The sequence below is a fragment of the Photobacterium malacitanum genome (genome assembly GCF_900185615.1).
GTDB lineage: Bacteria > Pseudomonadota > Gammaproteobacteria > Enterobacterales > Vibrionaceae > Photobacterium > Photobacterium malacitanum.
Window position 1 is genome coordinate 49,626 of the sequence record NZ_FYAK01000013.1, and the last position, 19,699, is coordinate 69,324.

17 protein-coding genes are annotated in these 19,699 nt (G+C 42.1%); 16 read left to right on the top strand and 1 reads right to left on the bottom strand.

The features are described from left to right. Positions 1-90: 90 nt before the first annotated feature. Positions 91-930 carry a type I methionyl aminopeptidase gene (map, locus tag PMAL9190_RS17620; RefSeq protein WP_087846410.1) on the bottom strand — a complete coding sequence of 280 codons (840 nt, stop codon included), beginning with the start codon at positions 928-930 and terminating at the stop codon, positions 91-93. Positions 931-1,302: 372 nt separating this feature from the next. Between map and rpsB the strand changes: the two genes are divergently transcribed. From rpsB to dnaE, 16 genes are all read left to right on the top strand, one after another. Further along, on the top strand, positions 1,303-2,031 hold the full coding sequence (gene rpsB / locus PMAL9190_RS17625; RefSeq protein ID WP_087846412.1) for a 30S ribosomal protein S2: 729 nt from the start codon (positions 1,303-1,305) through the stop codon (positions 2,029-2,031). Positions 2,032-2,148: 117 nt separating this feature from the next. Continuing rightward, complete coding sequence (gene tsf, locus PMAL9190_RS17630) at positions 2,149-2,994, top strand: translation elongation factor Ts (protein WP_087846414.1); 846 nt, start codon at positions 2,149-2,151, stop codon at positions 2,992-2,994. Between the two features lie 92 nt (positions 2,995-3,086). Further along, complete coding sequence (gene pyrH, locus PMAL9190_RS17635) at positions 3,087-3,815, top strand: UMP kinase (RefSeq protein ID WP_060998757.1); 729 nt, start codon at positions 3,087-3,089, stop codon at positions 3,813-3,815. 66 nt (positions 3,816-3,881) lie between these two features. Then, a complete protein-coding gene (gene frr / locus PMAL9190_RS17640; protein WP_087846416.1) occupies positions 3,882-4,439 on the top strand; it encodes a ribosome recycling factor in 558 nt (185 codons plus the stop codon). Positions 4,440-4,516: 77 nt separating this feature from the next. After that, positions 4,517-5,278 carry an undecaprenyl pyrophosphate synthase gene (gene uppS / locus PMAL9190_RS17645; protein WP_087846418.1) on the top strand — a complete coding sequence of 254 codons (762 nt, stop codon included), beginning with the start codon at positions 4,517-4,519 and terminating at the stop codon, positions 5,276-5,278. Positions 5,279-5,386: 108 nt separating this feature from the next. Then, the gene (locus PMAL9190_RS17650; protein WP_087846420.1) at positions 5,387-6,235 is read left to right on the top strand and encodes a phosphatidate cytidylyltransferase; all 849 of its coding nucleotides are present in this window, start codon (positions 5,387-5,389) and stop codon (positions 6,233-6,235) included. Positions 6,236-6,301: 66 nt separating this feature from the next. Beyond that, on the top strand, positions 6,302-7,498 hold the full coding sequence (gene ispC, locus PMAL9190_RS17655; protein ID WP_087846422.1) for a 1-deoxy-D-xylulose-5-phosphate reductoisomerase: 1,197 nt from the start codon (positions 6,302-6,304) through the stop codon (positions 7,496-7,498). Then, the gene (gene rseP, locus PMAL9190_RS17660) at positions 7,495-8,850 is read left to right on the top strand and encodes a sigma E protease regulator RseP (protein WP_087846424.1); all 1,356 of its coding nucleotides are present in this window, start codon (positions 7,495-7,497) and stop codon (positions 8,848-8,850) included. The genes ispC and rseP overlap by 4 nt, the downstream gene beginning before the upstream one ends. 36 nt (positions 8,851-8,886) lie before the next feature. After that, positions 8,887-11,292 carry an outer membrane protein assembly factor BamA gene (gene bamA / locus PMAL9190_RS17665; protein ID WP_087846426.1) on the top strand — a complete coding sequence of 802 codons (2,406 nt, stop codon included), beginning with the start codon at positions 8,887-8,889 and terminating at the stop codon, positions 11,290-11,292. Between the two features lie 17 nt (positions 11,293-11,309). Beyond that, a complete protein-coding gene (locus PMAL9190_RS17670; protein ID WP_087846428.1) occupies positions 11,310-11,819 on the top strand; it encodes an OmpH/Skp family outer membrane protein in 510 nt (169 codons plus the stop codon). Between the two features lie 102 nt (positions 11,820-11,921). Continuing rightward, a complete protein-coding gene (lpxD, locus tag PMAL9190_RS17675) occupies positions 11,922-12,950 on the top strand; it encodes a UDP-3-O-(3-hydroxymyristoyl)glucosamine N-acyltransferase (RefSeq protein ID WP_087846430.1) in 1,029 nt (342 codons plus the stop codon). Positions 12,951-13,042: 92 nt separating this feature from the next. Next, on the top strand, positions 13,043-13,498 hold the full coding sequence (fabZ, locus tag PMAL9190_RS17680) for a 3-hydroxyacyl-ACP dehydratase FabZ (protein WP_087846432.1): 456 nt from the start codon (positions 13,043-13,045) through the stop codon (positions 13,496-13,498). Continuing rightward, on the top strand, positions 13,495-14,283 hold the full coding sequence (lpxA, locus tag PMAL9190_RS17685) for an acyl-ACP--UDP-N-acetylglucosamine O-acyltransferase (RefSeq protein WP_087846434.1): 789 nt from the start codon (positions 13,495-13,497) through the stop codon (positions 14,281-14,283). Before fabZ ends, lpxA begins: the two co-directional genes overlap by 4 nt. Then, positions 14,283-15,425 (top strand): lipid-A-disaccharide synthase, encoded by a 1,143-nt coding sequence (gene lpxB, locus PMAL9190_RS17690; RefSeq protein WP_087846436.1) that lies wholly within the window; start codon positions 14,283-14,285, stop codon positions 15,423-15,425. The genes lpxA and lpxB overlap by 1 nt, the downstream gene beginning before the upstream one ends. Positions 15,426-15,430: 5 nt before the next feature. Then, positions 15,431-16,042, top strand: a complete 612-nt coding sequence (rnhB, locus tag PMAL9190_RS17695) for a ribonuclease HII (RefSeq protein ID WP_087846438.1) — start codon at positions 15,431-15,433, stop codon at positions 16,040-16,042. A gap of 120 nt (positions 16,043-16,162) precedes the next feature. Further along, a complete protein-coding gene (gene dnaE / locus PMAL9190_RS17700) occupies positions 16,163-19,642 on the top strand; it encodes a DNA polymerase III subunit alpha (protein ID WP_087846440.1) in 3,480 nt (1,159 codons plus the stop codon). Positions 19,643-19,699 lie beyond the last annotated feature (57 nt).

Consider the following 19,699-nt stretch of genomic DNA (forward strand, 5'->3'; position numbering starts at 1 on the left):
AAGCGCTGAACTGTATCGCTAGATATAAAAAAACCGACATAACAAGTCGGTTTCTTGGATTTCCACAGTGCTGTGATAGCAACTGCAAAATTATGCGTTGTGCATTAGGCGTGGCAATGTTTCTTCTTTACGCAAGGTTAAGATTTCACAGCCATCTTTAGTCACGAGTAAAGTGTGCTCCCACTGTGCTGATTTTTTACCATCAACAGTGTACACCGTCCAACCATCTTGCTCATCTGATTCACAGCCAAACTTACCAGCATTAATCATTGGCTCAATAGTAAAGCACATGCCTTCTTTCATGACTGTGCGATCGCTATTTTTATAGTGAACCACTTGTGGTTCTTCATGGAACTCATTACCAATACCATGACCACAGTAGTCTTTCACGATAGAAAAACGGCTGCTACCCGCTTTGATGAACTTCTGAATAGCGGTACCAAGATCACCAATTTTAGCGCCCGGTTTTACTTTTTTGATTGCCAGATAAAGGCTTTCTTGAGCAACGCGGCAAAGGCGTTTGTCTTCAAGAGATACTTCACCTACTTCAAACATCTTTGAAGTATCACCATGGTAACCGTCTTTAATCACTGTCACATCAATATTAATGATGTCGCCATCTTTTAATACTGCTGGCTTGTTATATTTACCACCCGCTTCTACAACAATTTCATCTTTAGTTGCAGGAATACCATGGCAAACAACGTGGTTAATTGAGGTACACACAGATTTAGGAAAGCCGTGGTAGTTCAACGGAGCAGGAATCGCTTGTTGAACTTGTGTGATGTAGTCATGACAAATTTTGTCTAACTCTTCTGTGGTCACACCTGCCTTTACATGCGGTTCGATCATTTCTAATACGTCTGCTGCCAAACGGCCAGCAACACGCATTTTTTCAATTTCTTCAGCCGTTTTGATCTTAATGCTCATAAAATCGTCTCAATCTGTATGTTTCTGTGTGGTTGTTATATTACCAGCCGCAAGGGGTTAAAGGGAAGATAAGATTAGTTCTCATATCCAATTTTGACTGGATTTTATTGGTCGTTCTATGGTATAAAGCGCGCCGTAAACAGTGATTTTGTTTCTGTTATTCGCGAAAATTTACCCTTAGCTGGCTAAGTTAGCGTGTATTAATGGTACAACTTGATTGGATTACACATACTTTTATTTATTATTCACACATATCGACACATCTGCCGGGGTGCTCAGTTACTTATGTTAAGTAACAATAGCGATTATGCTGTTATCGAGTCGGTTTTAAGATGGGATATGTGGACGCCTAACCCCATAGAGGATTATTCAATGGCAACTGTATCAATGCGCGACATGCTTCAGGCTGGTGTACACTTTGGTCACCAAACTCGTTACTGGAACCCAAAAATGAAGCCATTCATTTTCGGCGCTCGTAACCGTGTACACATCATCAACCTAGAAAAAACTGTACCAATGTTCAATGCAGCACTAGCTGAAATTGAAAAAATTGCTGCTCGTAAGGGTAAAGTTCTTTTTGTTGGTACTAAGCGCGCAGCTAGCGAATCAATCAAAGAAGCAGCAATCAGCTGTGACCAGTTCTACGTAAACAACCGTTGGTTGGGTGGTATGTTGACTAACTGGAAAACTGTTCGTCAATCAATCAAGCGTCTTAAAGAACTTGAAGCTCAATCTATTGATGGTACTTTCGAAAAGCTAACCAAGAAAGAAGCGCTTATGCGTACTCGTGAAATGGAAAAGCTTGAGAAATCACTAGGTGGTATTAAGAACATGGGCGGCCTACCAGACGCAATGTTCGTAATCGGCGCTGACTGTGAGCACATCGCAATCAAAGAAGCTAACAACCTAGGTATCCCAGTATTTGCTGTTGTTGATACTAACTCTGATCCAGACGGCGTTGATTTCGTTATCCCAGGTAACGATGACGCAATCCGCGCGATTCAGCTTTACACTGGTTCTGTAGCTCAAACTGTTAAAGAAGCTCGTAACCAAGATATCGCTGTTCAAGCAGAAGAAGACGGTTTCGTAGCTGAAGCTTAATAGCCTGCTGCTTTACATAAGCATCTTAAGTTACCTTGCGTAAACTAAGAATGGTTACCAGGGGCCGATAATGGCCCCTGATTTTTACTCAACGAATTCAAATCTGAGGATTATCACATGGCAACAGTTACAGCTGCCCTAGTTAAAGAACTGCGTGAACGTACTGGCGCAGGTATGATGGATTGTAAGAAAGCACTAGTAGAAGCTAACGCTGATATCGAGCTAGCAATCGAAAACATGCGTAAGAGCGGTGCTGCTAAGGCTGCTAAAAAAGCAGGTAACGTAGCAGCTGAAGGTACTATCATCATCAAAGATGCTGACGGTAAAGCAGCACTTGTTGAAGTAAACTGCCAGACTGACTTCGTTGCTAAAGACGGTAGCTTCCTTGCATTCGCTAACTCTGTTGCTGATGCAGCACTTGCTAGCCACGCTACAGTTGAAGAGCTTCAAGCACAATTTGAAGAAGCACGTATCGAGCTAGTAGCTAAGATCGGTGAGAACATCTCTATCCGTCGCGTAGCTTACATTGCTGGTGACAAAGTTTCTGCTTACACTCACGGTGCTCGCATCGCAGTAGTTGTTGCTGGTAACGGCGACGAAGAAACTCTTAAGCACATCGCTATGCACGTAGCTGCATCTAAGCCTGAGTACGTTAACCCATCAGACGTACCTGCTGAAGTTGTTGCTAAAGAGCGTGAAGTTCAAGTTGAAATCGCAATGAACGAAGGCAAGCCACAAGCTATCGCTGAGAAGATGGTTGAAGGCCGCATGAAGAAGTTCACTGGCGAAGTTTCTCTAACTGGTCAAGCTTTCATCATGGAACCAAAGAAAACTGTTGGTGACGTACTGAAAGAAACTGGCGCTACAGTAACTAACTTCGTACGTCTAGAAGTTGGCGAAGGTATCGAGAAAGCTCAAGAAATGAGCTTTGCTGAAGAAGTAGCAGCTGTTCAAAAAGGTTAATCCTTTTTAATCAGAATACCAAAGACCGCAACCGACGTTGCGGTCTTTTTACAACTCCATATCTCAAAATCAGCTTGGAAGGTAAAAAAAACATGACCACAAACCCTAAACCAACTTATCAACGTATTCTTCTAAAACTAAGTGGTGAAGCACTACAAGGTAAAGAAGGATTTGGTATTGACGCTCAAGTTCTTGACCGTATGGCACAAGAAGTAAAAGAACTCGTTGAATTAGGTGTTCAAGTCGGCCTTGTTATCGGTGGCGGTAACCTATTCCGTGGCGCTGGTCTGGCTGAAGCGGGTATGAACCGAGTTGTGGGCGACCACATGGGTATGCTAGCAACGGTAATGAACGGCTTAGCAATGCGTGATGCGCTGCACCGTGCCTATGTGAACGCGCGTGTAATGTCTGCTATTCCTTTAAATGGCGTATGTGATAACTATAACTGGGCTGATGCGATCAGTCAGTTACGCCAAGGCCGTGTTGTTATTTTCTCTGCAGGTACAGGCAATCCGTTCTTCACAACAGATTCTGCTGCATGTCTTCGTGGTATCGAGATCGAAGCTGATGTAGTATTAAAAGCAACAAAAGTTGAAGGCGTGTTCACGGATGATCCAGTTAAAAATCCTGATGCTACGCTTTGTGAAAAGCTGAGCTACCAAGACGTACTTGAAAAAGAACTTAAGGTAATGGATTTGGCTGCATTTACTCTTGCTCGTGACCACAACATGCCAATTCGTGTATTTAACATGAATAAGCCAGGTGCATTGCGCCGTGTTGTTATGGGTGAGCAAGAAGGTACGCTGATCACTAACGCTTAAGCCTTGTGAATTTAATGTAGTGCTGAAATCAGCGCTATGATGACAGCATAATTTAAGGTATTTATCGTGATTAACGAAATTAAACAAGATGCGCAAACGCGCATGGAAAAAAGTGTAGAAGCGCTTCGTAACCAACTAGTAAAGATCCGTACAGGTCGTGCACATCCAAGCCTACTTGATACTATCCATGTTGAGTACTACGGTGCAAACACACCGCTAAACCAAGTTGCTAACGTAGTTGCTGAAGACTCTCGTACACTTGCGATTACTGTTTTTGACCGTGAGCTTGCGCCAAAAGTTGAAAAAGCGATCATGATGTCTGATTTGGGTCTGAACCCAATGTCTGCGGGTACGGTAATTCGTGTACCATTGCCACCGCTAACAGAAGAGCGTCGTCGTGATCTAGTTAAGATTGTACGTGCAGAAGCAGAACAAAGCCGTGTAGCTGTGCGTAATATTCGTCGTGATGCTAATGCAACAGTTAAATCTTTACTAAAAGATAAAGAAATTTCTGAAGATGATGATCGTCGTGCACAAGATGAAGTTCAGAAACTAACAGATGAAGCTATCAAGAATATTGAAGCTGTTCTTGAAGTGAAAGAAAAAGAGCTAATGGAAGTTTAAGACATTATTGTCTTAATTTAGCTGACAAAGTTAAGGCGCTGTGCGGCAGCACGGCGCTTTTTTTTTGAGGGATAAATATGGCACAACCTTCAATAGACGCTGTTCCTTCAGCCGACTATCTTCCACAACACATCGCAGTGATTATGGATGGTAATGGCCGTTGGGCTAAAGCCAAAGGTAAAGCGCGAGTATTTGGCCATAAAGCAGGTGTAGAAGCAGTACGCAAGACCGTTTCTACTGCAAATCGACTTGGTATTAAAGTTGTTACACTGTTTGCTTTCAGTAGTGAAAATTGGCGTCGTCCAGAGGATGAAGTCTCATTACTAATGGAATTATTCATGACCGTTTTAGGTCGTGAAGTTAAAAGACTACATAAAAATAATATTCGATTATGTATTATCGGAGACAAAAGTCGCTTCAGTACTCGTTTGCAGAAAAAAATCGCTGCAGCAGAGCTATTAACTGAGGATAACACAGGGCTAGTGCTAAATGTGGCTGCTAACTACGGCGGTCAATGGGATATTCTTCAAGCCACAAAGCAAATGATGCAGCGTGTTATTGAACAACAACTTGATATTGAATCTCTGACTGAACAAGATTTAGCACAGGGATTAGTGACTCAAGGCTTACCTGATGTTGATCTGTTAATTCGTACCAGTGGTGAATGTCGCATTAGTAATTTCATGCTGTGGCAAACCGCCTACGCGGAATTATATTTTACGGAACAACATTGGCCTGACTTTGATGAACAAAGTTTAGTTGATGCTGTGGCATGGTTTGTGAATCGTGAACGTCGTTTTGGTTGTACTGGCGAGCAGATACAAGCTTTGTTAAAATAAAAGACATTATTTTCGCCAATGCGCAGGGTTGTGTGTTGGCGTTATTGTTTAAGTAACGGTTTTTTCCGATACTAAATATTATATCTCCTATATAAAAGAGGACGCAGTTTGCTCAAGCAACGAATTATTACCGCGCTAATCCTCGCGCCACTCGTCATTGCAGGAATATTTTTTCTGCCGTTGCCTGCTTTTATTATTGCGATGGCTGCAATAACCTTAGTTGGTTTCTGGGAGTGGACGCAGTTCGTTAACGCATCATCACGTATCAATACGATGATTTTACCGACGATCATGCTGGGAGCAAGTATCGCGCTATTACCCACAGATCCTGCTTCTCTTTCTCACCCTGATGGCATCTATCGCGCTATATTACTTATTGGTGGTTTATGGTGGTTAGTCGCATCCGCATTAGCGATTAGTTATCCTAAAAGTGCAGATTTCTGGTCAAAGAAACCGTTTTTAAAACAAATTTTTGGCTTGCTCACATTATTGCCTTTTTTTTGGAGTATTTTAATGCTCCGTGCCGTGAATTATGACAATAATCCGTATCACGGTGCTTGCTTAGTTTTACTAGTGTGCTTATTAGTGTGGGCTGCCGATACTGGCGCTTATTTCTCTGGCAAGCGCTTTGGTAAGCATAAGATGGCGCCTGCAGTGAGTCCAAATAAAACCATTGAAGGGCTTATTGGTGGAGCCTGTCTTGCTATTTTAGTGACCTGGTTAGGTTCATGCTTATTATCGATTGAGTTTTCATCATTAGGCCAATTATTCTTTATTGCGATTGTCACGGTGATTATTTCTGTCTTGGGCGACTTAGTTGAAAGTATGTTTAAACGAGTGTCAGGCATTAAAGATAGCGGTAATATACTGCCTGGGCATGGCGGTATTCTTGATCGAATTGATAGTTTAACTGCAGCGATCCCTGTATTTGCGTTGCTCTATCTGTGGCTAATATAATTAATAATAGCCATCTTTTCTAAAGGCAGCTATTTCGCTGCCTTTTTTGTAACTGTAAGTGATTTTATGCGTAAGTTAACGATTCTTGGTGCGACGGGCTCAATTGGTAGTAGTACGTTAGCGGTAATTGCTCAAAACCCTGATGCATTTGAAGTGACCGCTTTAGCTGCGGGTTCTAATGTTGAAAAGATGTTTGCATTATGTCAGCAATGGCAACCCAAATATGCTGCAATGGCATCTGCAACCGCTGCAGCTCAACTTGAGACATTGATTAAGCAAGCGAGTTTGAATATCACAGTATTAAGTGGTGATGAAGGCATTTGTCACGTTGCTGCATTAGATGAAGTTGATACTGTGATGGCGGCAATTGTTGGTGCGGCGGGTTTATTACCCACTATGGCTGCGGTTAAAAAAGGTAAGCGGATCTTATTAGCTAATAAGGAAGCGTTGGTAATGACGGGCCAAATGTTCATTGATGCATGTGAACAATATGGTGCGGAATTATTACCTGTTGATAGTGAACATAACGCAATTTTTCAGGCATTACCGGCTAATATTCAGCGCCGTATGGGACGTTGTGATTTAGCAGCTTCTGGAGTAAGTAAAGTATTATTAACCGGCTCAGGTGGTCCATTCCGCTATACTGAGATCAGTGCCTTAGATGCCGTTACTCCAGCGATGGCGATTGCACATCCTAACTGGTCAATGGGGCCTAAAATCTCGGTTGATTCTGCAACTATGATGAATAAAGGCTTAGAATACATCGAAGCACGCTGGCTATTTAATGCTAGCCGTGAGCAGATGCAAGTGATTATTCATCCGCAGTCAGTGATCCATTCAATGGTGCAATACAAAGATGGCTCGGTCATCGCACAAATGGGTTTGCCCGATATGTGTACTCCGATTGCGTGTGCAATGGCTTATCCTGAACGTGTTGATGCGGGGGTTGCACCACTTGATTTTAGTAAGATCGGCGAGTTTACCTTTATGGAGCCTGATTTTGAGCGTTACCCATGCTTAAAATTAGCTATTGATGCTTGCTATCAAGGACAAGCCGCGACTACAACTCTAAACGCTGCTAATGAAATAGCGGTGGCTGCATTTTTAGCCACAGAGATCCGTTTCACTGATATTGCGAAAGTAAACCAGCTAGTGTTAGAAAGAGCAGTATTAACTGAACCTAATGATATTGATGCCGTAATGATGCTAGATAAACAAGCACGTGAGCTTGCATTAGACATTATTGCGAAGGAATTTGCATGATTGAATTTATCCGTAATTTAAGCGCTTTTTTAGTTGCTCTTGGTATTCTTATCGCAGTGCATGAGTTTGGTCACTTTTGGGTTGCTCGTCGCTGTGGTGTCTATGTTGAACGTTTTTCTATTGGTTTTGGTAAAGCCTTGTTTAAGCGCACAGGCAAAGATGGCACTGAATATACATTAGCCATGATACCACTTGGTGGTTACGTTAAAATGCTTGATGAGCGGGTAGCAGAAGTACCGCCAGAGAAACGTCATATGGCGTTTAATAATAAGAAAATTTGGCAACGAAGTGCTATTGTTGCTGCAGGGCCGATGGCAAATTTTTTGTTTGCTATTTTCGCTTATTGGGTGGTTTATCTGATTGGGGTTCCAGCATTAAAGCCAATCATTGGCGAAGTTGCTCCTCAATCAATTGCAGCAAAAGCGGGAATTATTCCTGGAATGGAACTAAAATCAGTTTCGGGACTCGAAACATCTGATTGGGAATCAGCTAATATGGCATTAATTTCCCAAATCGGTGATAAACAAGTGGTCATAACAGCACAAGAGCCTGACAGTTCGGTTGTTGTTTCACGTACACTTGATTTAACTCATTGGTCATTTGATCCTGAATCACAGCGAGTATTGACGACATTGGGGATCACCCCATTTACACCGCCAATTACGCTAACTGTTTCACAACTTGTTGATAATAGTGCAGCAAGTGATGCAGGATTTAAATTAAATGATAAGATTGTCGCAGTAGATAATAAATCAGTAACGCAGTGGCAGCAATTTGTTGATGCTGTTCGTACACATCCTGGAACAACGCTACAAGTTGAAGTTTTACGTGATGAAGAACCGATGATGCTATCATTGACGCCTCGTGTAAAAGTAGAAGCTGATGGCAAAGAAGTTGGCTATGTAGGATTGGCACCAAGTATTGAACCTTGGCCAGCATCATACAAAGTTAATTTGCAGTTTGGTCCGATTGATGCGGCGATAAAAGCGACCGAAAAGACCGGTCAATTAGTATCATTAACGTTTGATATGGTCACTAAGCTTGTTACTGGTGATGTTGCAATGAAAAACCTCAGTGGGCCGATTTCTATCGCCAAAGGGGCTGGAATGACTGCCGAGTTTGGCTTAGTGTATTTCCTTGGTTTCTTAGCGTTGATCAGTGTTAACTTAGGCATTGTAAACTTATTACCTTTACCTGTGCTTGATGGCGGACATTTAATGTTTTTTGCTGTTGAGGCGGTAACTCGTCGTCCTGTATCTGAACGAATTCAGGATATTGGCTATAGAGTGGGATCAGCCATCTTGGTTGCGTTAATGGCGGTTGCGCTATTCAATGATTTTACCCGACTTTAATAAATGCGTATTTAGCAAGGAATAATCAGTACAGTAATGGCGATTAAAAAACTGTTAGTCGCATCGCTGCTTTTGACAAGTAGCGTTGCGCATAGCGCGGAAAATAAATTTGTAGTTGATAACATTCGTTTTGAAGGTCTTCAACGAGTCACTATGGGCGCTGCATTGTTAAAAATGCCAATTCGCGTTGGTGATACCGTTGATCCACAGGATATTTCAGCACTGATCAAATCTCTTTATTCTTCCGGCAACTTTGAAGATATTAAGGTATATCGAGACGGTAATACGTTACTGGTCGATGTAAAAGAGCGTCCAACTATTGCAGATATTACCTTTGCGGGTAATAAAGCCATCAAAGATGAGCAGCTAAAAGAGAATCTTGAAGCATCAGGTCTGCGTGTTGGTGAAGCGTTAGATAGAACAACCTTATCTAAGATCGATAAAGGTCTAGAAGATTTCTACTACAGTGTCGGTAAGTATAATGCCACTGTAGAAGCGGTTGTGACGCCTTTACCGCGTAACCGTGTTGATGTGAAATTTGTCTTTACTGAGGGCGTATCAGCTAAAATTAAGCAGATCAATATCCTTGGTAATCATGTTTTTAGTGATGCTGATTTGATCAGTAAGTTCAAACTTAAGGACAGTGTGCCTTGGTGGGACTTTATGGCCAATGAAAAGTATCAAAAACAAGTATTGCAAGGCGATTTAGAAACATTACGCTCGCAATATTTAAATAATGGTTATTTAAAGTACCGTCTAGAATCAACGCATGTTGCTATTTCTCCTGATAAAAAAGGCGTGTACATTACCCTAAAAGTTCATGAAGGTGAGCAATACAAGGTTAAAAACGTTAAGTTCCAAGGTGACGTTGCTGGCCGTGTTGCGGCATTTGATAAACTGGTGACCTTTAAACCTGACAGTGTTTACAATGGTGCAGAAGTTACTGCATTAGAAGAAGCTGTGAAACGTGAATTGGGTAAAGCAGGTTATGCTTATCCAAAAGTTACCATCATGCCTGAATTTGACGATGCAGCACATCAAGTGACGTTGATCGTTAATGTTGAACAAGGTAAGCGTGTGTATGTACGTAATATTGAATTTAGTGGTAATAATACGACTAAAGATGAAGTATTACGTCGTGAAATGCGTCAAATGGAAGGCTCATGGTTAAACGGTAAAGCGATTGAAACGGGTAAACAACGTTTAAACCGCACCGGTTTCTTTGAAAATGTTGATGTACAAACTGTGCGTGTACCTGGTTCTGACGATCAAGTTGATGTGAAGTACAAGGTTAAAGAAGCAAACTCAGGCAGTGTTAACTTTGGTGTCGGTTACGGTACTGAATCTGGTATTAGTTTTCAGGCGGGTTTAACCCAACAAAACTTCTTGGGTACTGGTAATCTGTTTGGCATTAATGCAATGACCAATGATTACTCTAAAAACATTAGTCTTGAATATAAAGATCCGTACTTTACGATCAATAACGTTAGCTTGGGTGGTAAAATTTACTACAACGAGTTTGAAGCATCTGATGCTAATATCTCGGATTATACTAACCAAAGTTATGGCGCAAGTTTAACTTGGGGCTTCCCGTATAATGAATTGAACTACTTCGATTTTAGTCTTGGTTATGATCATAATAAGATCTCTAATATTCAAGATTACTATCAGATCCAGCAGTTCAAAAAGATTCATGGTTTTGATCAGGATAGTGATAACGCAATTTCACTTGATGACTACAGTTGGACTGTGGCATGGACGCGTAACCACTTAAACCGCGGTTATTTCCCGACTTCAGGTAATTACCAGAGTGCGTCATTTAAGATGACGATTCCAGGTTCTGATTCGCAGTACTTCAAAACTCAATATGATGTGCGTCAATATATTCCATTAACGGAAAAACAAGACTACACCTTATTGTTACGCGGTAAGTTAGGTTACGGTAACGGCTACGGTAAAACTGATAATGGCAGCGATCAATTGATGCCATTTTATGAGAACTACTATGCCGGTGGTTTTACCACTATTCGTGGTTTCCGCTCAAACACTGTTGGTCCAAAAGCGGTTTATGGTCAAGGCCAAGGCAATAACCAAAAAGGTGTGGTGAGCGACGAATCTACCGGTGGTAATGCGATTGCACTCGCAAGTATGGAACTAATTGTTCCAACCCCGTTTGCTTCACAAGAAATTAAAAATCAAGTACGTACTAGTTTCTTTGTTGATGCGGGTTCAGTATGGGATACTGAATTCCACCCTGATTATACTAACGTAAGTTCATTACCTGATTACTCAGATCCAGGTATGATTCGAGCGTCTTACGGTGCTGCATTACAGTGGATGTCTCCAATGGGTCCACTTGTATTCTCGGTTGCTAAACCAATCAAGAAATATGAAGGGGATGATGAAGAGTTCTTCACATTCACCATTGGCCAGTCATTCTAATTTTTAAGGAGAGTCTTTTGAAACAGTGGATTAAAGCAGCAAGTTTAGGTTTAGTAATTTTATCTTCATCTATGTATGCCAATGCAGCAGAAGCTGCACAAAAAATCGGTTATGTGTCGACAGGTCAGGCAATGTCTGAGTTAGCGGCGCGTTATAAAGTGCAGGAAAAATTGCAAAAAGAGTTCAGTGGTCGCGTAGCAGCATTACGTGCGATTGAAGGTAAAATGAAAACCAAAATCGACAAGATGAAGCGTGACGGTGAATTAATGACACCTAAACAGCGTACTGATATTCAACGTGAACTTGCAGCTCTTGATTCTGATTATAAGCTAAAAGCAAAAGCACTAGCTGAAGATCAACGTCGTCGTGGTATGGAAGAAGAGCAAAAGTTAGTTAAGAAGATCCGTACAGCTATCGACACTGTAGCGAAGAAAAATGGCTACAATGTTGTACTAGACGCACAAGCGGTATTATTTGCAAGCAAGAGCGATGACTTATCATCTAAAGTTATTGCAGCTGTAAAATAAAACAGTCGCCCTGTGGTAAACGTTGTAGCTGGCAGGGTCAGCTACAACTTTTGATCTAACAGCCACCTTATGTGGCTGTTGTTACAAGAGAGATAGAATAATATGGCTGTAATAACGCTTGCTGAATTAGCAAATAAATTAGGTGCCGAGCTACGTGGTGATGGTAGTGTTGAAATTCACTCTATTGCGTCGATGGGCAAAGCTGCTAGCGGGCAAATAACGTTCCTTTCTGATAGCAAGTACCGCCAACAGCTTATTGAGTGTCAAGCGGATGCAGTAATGCTACGAGAAGCGGATGTCGAGTTTTTCAACGGCAACATGTTAGTCGTAAAAGATCCTTACCTTAGTTATGCATTAGTGGCTCAACTTCTTGATACAACTCCGGTAGCTGCAACAGATATTGCGCCATCAGCGTATGTTGATTCAACGGCGACCTTGGGTAGTAATGTCGCTATTGGTCACAATGCCGTGATTGAAGCTGGCGTACAATTAGGTGATAACGTGCAGATTGGTGCTGGCTGTTTTATCGGTAAAAATGCGGTTATTGGTGACAACACCAAGCTGTGGGCAAATGTCACTATTTACCATGATGTAGTATTGGGTTCACAGTGTTTAGTACAATCAAGTACCGTTATTGGTGCTGATGGTTTTGGCTATGCCAATGATAAAGGCGAGTGGGTTAAGATCCCGCAACTTGGTTCAGTTCGTATTGGTGATCGCGTCGAAATTGGTGCGTGTACAACCATTGACCGTGGTGCGTTAGAAGATACTGTTATTGCTGATAACGTCATTATTGATAATCAGATGCAAATCGCGCATAACGTGCAGATCGGATATGGTACAGCCATGGCGGGTGGTACTATTGTTGCTGGTAGTACTACAATTGGTAAATATTGTATTATTGGTGGCGCTTCTGTGCTTAATGGTCACATTAAGATTGCTGATGGCGTAACAATTACCGGTATGGGAATGGTGATGCGTAGTATTGAAGATAAAGGTATGTATTCTTCAGGTATTCCACTACAACCCAACAAAGAATGGCGTCGAACAGCAACTCGGGTTCATCGAATTGATGAAATGAATAAACGCCTAAAAGCAGTTGAAAAACAACTAGCAGCAAAAGGCGAATAATTTTCATCAACATTGATTGGCCTACCTTTGTGTAGGCCATTTTGCATTTTCATAGCATTTTTTTTACATGTTTTTAGAACAGGAATTTAGTTTTGACGACCGAAAATAAGACGTTAAACATCACCGAAATTCAGGAACTTCTTCCTCATCGTTACCCATTTCTTATGATTGATCGTGTTACCAATTATGATGAAGGTAAAACCCTAACTGCGATTAAAAATGTTTCAGTTAACGAACCACAGTTTACGGGTCACTTTCCTAAAATGCCGGTATTTCCTGGCGTGTTAATTTTAGAAGCGATGGCACAAGCGACAGGTTTATTAGCTTTTAAAACCTTTGGTGCTCCTGCTGAAAATGAACTGTACTACTTTGCAAGTATTGATAAAGCAAAGTTCCGTAAGCCAGTAGTACCTGGTGATCAAATGATTTTAGAAGTTGAATTTATTAAAGAGCGTCGTGGTATTGCGCTATTTAATGGTGTCGCTAAAGTTGATGGCGAGACGGTATGTTCAGCAGAACTTAAGTGTGCAAGACGAGTATTCTCATGATCCATGAAAGTGCAAAAATTCATCCATCTGCAGTGATTGAAGATGGGGTAATCATTGGCGCTAACGTCACTGTTGGCCCGTTTACTTATATTGCAACAGGGGTTGAAATTGGTGAAGGCACTGAGGTGATGTCTCATGTTGTCATCAAAGGACCAACTGTTATCGGCAAAGATAACCGTATATTCCCGTTTGCGATTGTTGGTGAAGAGTGCCAAGACAAGAAGTTTAGTGGTGAAGCAACTCGCTTAGAAATTGGCGATCGCAACGTGATCCGTGAAAGCGTGCAGATCCACCGTGGTACTACTCAAGATAAAGGTGTGACGGTTGTGGGTAATGACAACCTATTATGTGTAAATGCTCACATTGCGCATGATGTTGTTGTTGGAAATCACACTCATATTGGTAATAACTCTATTCTAGGTGGCCATGTTACCGTTGGTGATTACGCTGGCGTAATGGCATTATCAGCTATTCACCCATTCTGTACCGTTGGTGCTTATAGTTATATTGGTGGTTGTTCTGCGGTAGTGCAAGATGTACCACCTTATGTGTTGGCACAAGGTAATCATGCTAAACCGTTTGGGCTTAATATCGTCGGTCTGCAGCGTAATGGTTTTGAAAAACCAGAATTACACGCTATCCGTCGTGCTTACAAAGAGATTTATCGTTCAGGGAAAACATTGGCTGAAGTGAAGCCAGTACTTGCTGAAATGGCGAAAGATTGGCCATCAGTGGCACGATTCTCTGAAGTGCTTGATAACTCAGAACGCGGTATTATTCGCTAATGACGAAGCCTCTTCGAATAGCAATTGTCGCCGGAGAAATCTCCGGCGATATTTTAGGTGCCGGTTTTATTCAAGCGGTAAAAGCACGTTATCCTGATGCAGAGTTTGTTGGTGTTGCTGGGCCTCGCATGCAAGCACAAGGCTGTGAAGCACTGTTTGATATGGAAGAGCTTGCCGTAATGGGGATCGTTGAGGTCCTTGGTCGTTTACCACGGTTATTTAAAGTTAAAGCTGAACTAGTACAGCATTTTAGCGATAATCCGCCCGATGTGTTTGTTGGCATTGACGCACCTGATTTCAATTTACGACTTGAAAAAGACTTAAAGGATCGTGGTATTAAAACCGTGCATTATGTCAGTCCGTCAGTATGGGCATGGCGTCAAAAGCGGATCTTTAAAATTGAAGCGGCAACTAACTTAGTACTGGCTTTTCTGCCATTTGAAAAAGCATTTTACGATAAGTTTAATGTGCCTTGTCAGTTTGTCGGCCATACCATGGCTGATGCTATTCCACTTCAAACCGATCAAGTTGCGGCACGTGAGTTACTTGGTTTAGATCCCACTAAGCGCTGGTTGGCGGTACTGCCTGGTAGCCGTGGTAGTGAAATGGCAATGCTTGCTGAGCCGTTTATTCAAACCTGTCAGCGACTTAAAGCAAAACACCCTGAGTTAGGTTTTGTGGTGGCGTTGGTCAATGAAAAACGTCGAGCTCAATTTGAACAGGCATGGCAACAAACAGCCCCTGAATTAGATTTTGTGTTAGTTGATGATACTGCACGGAATGTGATGATTGCTGCTGATGCAGTGTTATTGGCCTCAGGCACGGTGGCATTAGAGTGTATGCTAGTGAAGCGTCCAATGGTCGTTGGCTATAAAGTAAAACCACTAACAGCCTGGATTGCTAAGCGAATGCTAAAGACTAAGTATGTATCATTGCCCAATATTATGGCTGATCGTCAATTAGTCACTGAGTTGCTGCAGGAAGATTGTACCCCTGAAAAGTTATTCCATGAAGTGGATAACATTCTTTATGGTGACACCACAGCTTTGATGGCTCAGTTTGAACAAATGCATAAAACTATTCGTTGTAATGCAGATGAGCAAGCGGCACAAGCAGTATTAGCATTAATCAATAAGGCATAGTTATTATGGCTGAAAAACAACAGTTTCCTCCTTTTGTCTATCCGCAAGCTGAGTGTATTGCGGGGGTTGATGAAGTGGGGCGTGGTCCATTAGTGGGTGCGGTCGTGACTGCCGCGGTGATTTTAGATCCTAATAACCCGATAGAAGGGTTAACCGATTCTAAAAAACTGACTGAGAAAAAACGTAACCTGCTGTTTGATGAAATTAAACAAAAAGCACTTTCGTGGTCTCTTGGTCGTTGTGAAGCCGATGAAATTGATCAGCTAAATATTTTACAAGCGACGATGGTTGCGATGCAGCGTGCAGTTGCAGGGCTTGATATTCAACCTGATTTTGTATTGATTGATGGCAACAAAACCCCTGTATTACCGATGGCGGCACAAGCCGTGGTAAAAGGCGATTTACGGGTAGCTGAAATCAGTGCAGCATCCATTATTGCTAAAGTGACTCGCGATCGTGAAATGGATGTCCTTGATGCTGAATTTCCGCAGTATGGTTTTGCCAAGCATAAAGGCTATCCTACTAAAGCCCATTTTGCTGCTTTAGAGCAATACGGTGCGATTGAACAGCATCGAAAAAGTTTTAAACCCGTTAAACGCGTGCTGGGTCTTGATTAAGCCGCGGTGATTGAGTGATAAAAAGGCGAACCATTTGGTATCGCCTTTTTTTATACGACGAATTACGCCTCGATCGGGTATAATTTTTGTTAATTAAGTAATGTAATGAATTAGGTTGTCATGGCAGAACCACGTTTTATCCACCTTCGAGTTCATAGTGATTATTCAATGATCGATGGCTTGGCGAAAGTGAAACCTATCGTTAAGCGCGCAGCTGAACTTGGCATGCCAGCATTGGCTCTCACCGATTTCACTAACCTATGTGGTTTGGTGAAGTTTTATTTTGCTGCTCATGATGAGGGCATCAAGCCGATTATTGGTGCTGATTTTAAAGTACAAAGCCAAGAAATGGGCGATGAATTATTTGAACTCACCATTCTTGCTGCCAATAATGAGGGTTATAAAAACCTGACATTATTAATTTCAGAAGCGTATCAGCGTGGTCATGTTCAGCATCAACCTGTGATTGATAAAGAGTGGCTGATTAAACATCGTGAAGGATTAATTGTTTTATCAGGTGGCAGAACAGGCGATGTTGGGCGTGCATTACTAAAAGGTAACCAACAGCTGACAGAGACTTGTGTTGCTTTTTATCAAACCTATTTTCCTGACAGTTATTATTTAGAGTTGGTACGTACTGGTCGTGCTGATGAAGATGCCTACCTGCATTTCGCGATTGAACTCGCTGAAAAATATGACTTACCTGTGGTTGCTACCAATGATGTGCGCTTACTGAGTGCTGAGCAATTTGATGCTCATGAGATTCGAGTTGCTATTCATGATGGCTATACTATGGTCGATCCTAATCGACCTAAGCTTTATAGTGATCAGCAGTATTTGCGTAGTGAAGATGAAATGTGTGAGCTGTTTGCTGACATTCCAGAAGCTCTGCAAAACACAGTAGAAATCGCCAAACGTTGTAATGTTACTGTGCGTTTAGGGGAATATTTCCTGCCGAATTTCCCGACCGGTGACATGAGTATCGAAGACTTTTTGATTGTTAAATCTAAACAAGGTCTTGAAGAGCGTTTAGAGTTTTTATTCCCTGATCCTGAAGTGCGTGCTGCTCGCCGCCCTGAATATGATGAACGTCTTGATATCGAATTAAAAGTAGTTAACCAAATGGGGTTCCCTGGTTACTTCTTGATCGTAATGGAATTCATCCAATGGTCAAAAGATAACGATGTACCAGTAGGCCCAGGTCGAGGGTCTGGTGCAGGTTCATTAGTGGCCTATGCACTTAAAATCACCGATCTTGATCCGTTAGAATTTGATTTACTTTTCGAACGTTTCTTGAACCCTGAACGTGTATCGATGCCCGATTTCGATATTGATTTCTGTATGGATAAGCGTGACTTGGTTATTGACCACGTTGCGGAAATGTACGGTCGTGATGCAGTATCACAGATCATTACCTTTGGTACCATGGCTGCGAAAGCGGTTATTCGTGATGTTGGTCGTGTGCTTGGACATCCATATGGTTTTGTCGATCGTATTTCTAAGTTAATACCAGCAGAACCGGGCATGACGCTTGAAAAAGCCTTTGATGCTGAGCCGCAACTGGGTCAGGCTTATGAGGCTGATGAAGAAATTCGTGATCTGATTGATATGTGTCGCATTCTAGAAGGGGTGACACGTAACGCGGGTAAGCATGCTGGTGGTGTGGTCATTTCACCAACGACAATTACTGATTTCGCGCCATTGTATTGTGATGCGGAAGGAAATAACCCTGTTACTCAATTTGATAAAAATGATGTTGAAACTGCAGGTTTAGTGAAGTTTGACTTCTTGGGTCTGCGAACGTTAACCATCATTGATTGGGCGTTAGGGATGATTAACCCTCGGCTTAAAGCGCAAGGGTTAGATCCGGTCAATATTGCAGCAATCCCAATGGCTGATAAGAAGTCATTTGATATGTTGCAACGATCAGAATCAACAGCGGTATTCCAACTCGAATCCCGTGGTATGAAGGATTTGATCAAACGTCTGCAACCTGACTGTTTTGAAGATATGATTGCCTTGGTGGCCTTGTTCCGCCCAGGTCCATTGCAATCAGGCATGGTAGATAACTTTATTGACCGTAAACATGGTCGCGAAGCGGTATCTTACCCTGATGAAAAATGGCAACATGAATCGTTAAAAGAAATTCTTGATCCTACTTACGGTATTATTCTGTATCAAGAACAGGTAATGCAGATCGCACAGGTACTGGCTGGCTACACCCTAGGTGGGGCCGATATGTTACGTCGTGCGATGGGTAAGAAAAAACCATCAGAAATGGCGAAACAGCGCGCCGTATTTGAGCAAGGTGCTATCGATAACGGTGTCGATGGCGAATTGGCGATGAAGATCTTTGACTTGGTAGAGAAATTTGCCGGTTATGGTTTTAACAAATCGCACTCGGCAGCTTATGCGTTAGTATCGTACCAAACATTATGGTTAAAAGCCCATTATCCGGCTGAGTTTATGGCTGCGGTAATGACGGCTGATATGGATAATACCGATAAGATCATTAGCTTGGTTGATGAATGTCATCGCATGAAGCTAAAGCTGTTACCGCCGGATGTTAACAAAGGTCTATATCGATTTAATGTCGATGAAGATGGTGCGGTTGTTTATGGTATTGGTGCGGTTAAAGGGGTTGGTGAAGGCCCGATTGAAAATATCATTAGTGCCCGTGAAAAGGACGGCCACTTTAAAGATTTATTTGATTTCTGTGCCCGTATTGATACTAAAAAAGTCAATAAGCGTGTGCTTGAAAAGTTAATTAAATCAGGTGCATTAGATCGTCTAGGCCCTAACCGTGCAGCAATGTTAGCGACATTAGATGATGCAATTAAAGCGGCCAGTCAATATCATCAGGCTGAAGCATTTGGTCAGACTGATATGTTTGGTGTATTAACCGCAGCCCCTGAAGAAGTTGAGCATGCTTATGCTAATATTCCAGAAGATCCTGAAAGTGTTTGGCTTGAAGGTGAGCGTGAAACATTAGGGTTATACTTAACCGGTCATCCGATTAATGCTTATATTTCTGAATTAAAGCATTACACCACTTGGCGCTTAAAAGATGCGCAGCAAACTGGGCGTGATAAAGTCGCCTCTGTGGCTGGGCTTGTGATTGCTGCTCGTGTGATGACCACCAAGCGTGGTAGCCGTATTGGTTTAATGACACTAGATGATCGTTCGGGTCGTATGGAAGTGATGTTATTCACCGATGCTCTCGATCGTTACATTGATTTGCTTGAAAAAGACAAAATAGTGGTCGTATCTGGACAGGTCAGCTTTGATGATTTCAATGGTGGCCTTAGAATGTCAGCACGTGAAGTGCTCGATATTTCAGAAGCACGAGAAAAACATCTTCGTGGTGTTGCTATTTCAGTTACTGAAGAGCAAATTGACGAACAATTTTTTTCCCGTTTCAGCCAAGTGTTGGAACCGCATAGAGCAGGAACTGTTCCTGTTCATATGTATTATCAGCGCTCGAATGCTCGGGCCAAGTTTACCCTAGGAACAGAGTGGCGCGTAACGCCTGCCGATAAATTATTGTCGGACTTGAAAATGCTCTTAGGTGATAAACAGGTCGAGCTTGAGTTTAATTAAGTTAGCTTGTTATTTGTGGTAGGGTATAACCAAACCCTATCATTAAAATAAGCAAAA

Coding starts and splice junctions, on each gene's coding strand:
- pyrH (WP_060998757.1), top strand. CDS start 3,087: ATGACCACAAACCCTAAACCAACTTATCAACGTATTCTTCTAAAACTA.
- rseP (WP_087846424.1), top strand. CDS start 7,495: ATGATTGAATTTATCCGTAATTTAAGCGCTTTTTTAGTTGCTCTTGGT.
- rnhB (WP_087846438.1), top strand. CDS start 15,431: ATGGCTGAAAAACAACAGTTTCCTCCTTTTGTCTATCCGCAAGCTGAG.
- bamA (WP_087846426.1), top strand. CDS start 8,887: ATGGCGATTAAAAAACTGTTAGTCGCATCGCTGCTTTTGACAAGTAGC.
- lpxD (WP_087846430.1), top strand. CDS start 11,922: ATGGCTGTAATAACGCTTGCTGAATTAGCAAATAAATTAGGTGCCGAG.
- lpxA (WP_087846434.1), top strand. CDS start 13,495: ATGATCCATGAAAGTGCAAAAATTCATCCATCTGCAGTGATTGAAGAT.
- map (WP_087846410.1), bottom strand. CDS start 930: ATGAGCATTAAGATCAAAACGGCTGAAGAAATTGAAAAAATGCGTGTT.
- tsf (WP_087846414.1), top strand. CDS start 2,149: ATGGCAACAGTTACAGCTGCCCTAGTTAAAGAACTGCGTGAACGTACT.
- ispC (WP_087846422.1), top strand. CDS start 6,302: ATGCGTAAGTTAACGATTCTTGGTGCGACGGGCTCAATTGGTAGTAGT.
- rpsB (WP_087846412.1), top strand. CDS start 1,303: ATGGCAACTGTATCAATGCGCGACATGCTTCAGGCTGGTGTACACTTT.
- lpxB (WP_087846436.1), top strand. CDS start 14,283: ATGACGAAGCCTCTTCGAATAGCAATTGTCGCCGGAGAAATCTCCGGC.
- dnaE (WP_087846440.1), top strand. CDS start 16,163: ATGGCAGAACCACGTTTTATCCACCTTCGAGTTCATAGTGATTATTCA.
- uppS (WP_087846418.1), top strand. CDS start 4,517: ATGGCACAACCTTCAATAGACGCTGTTCCTTCAGCCGACTATCTTCCA.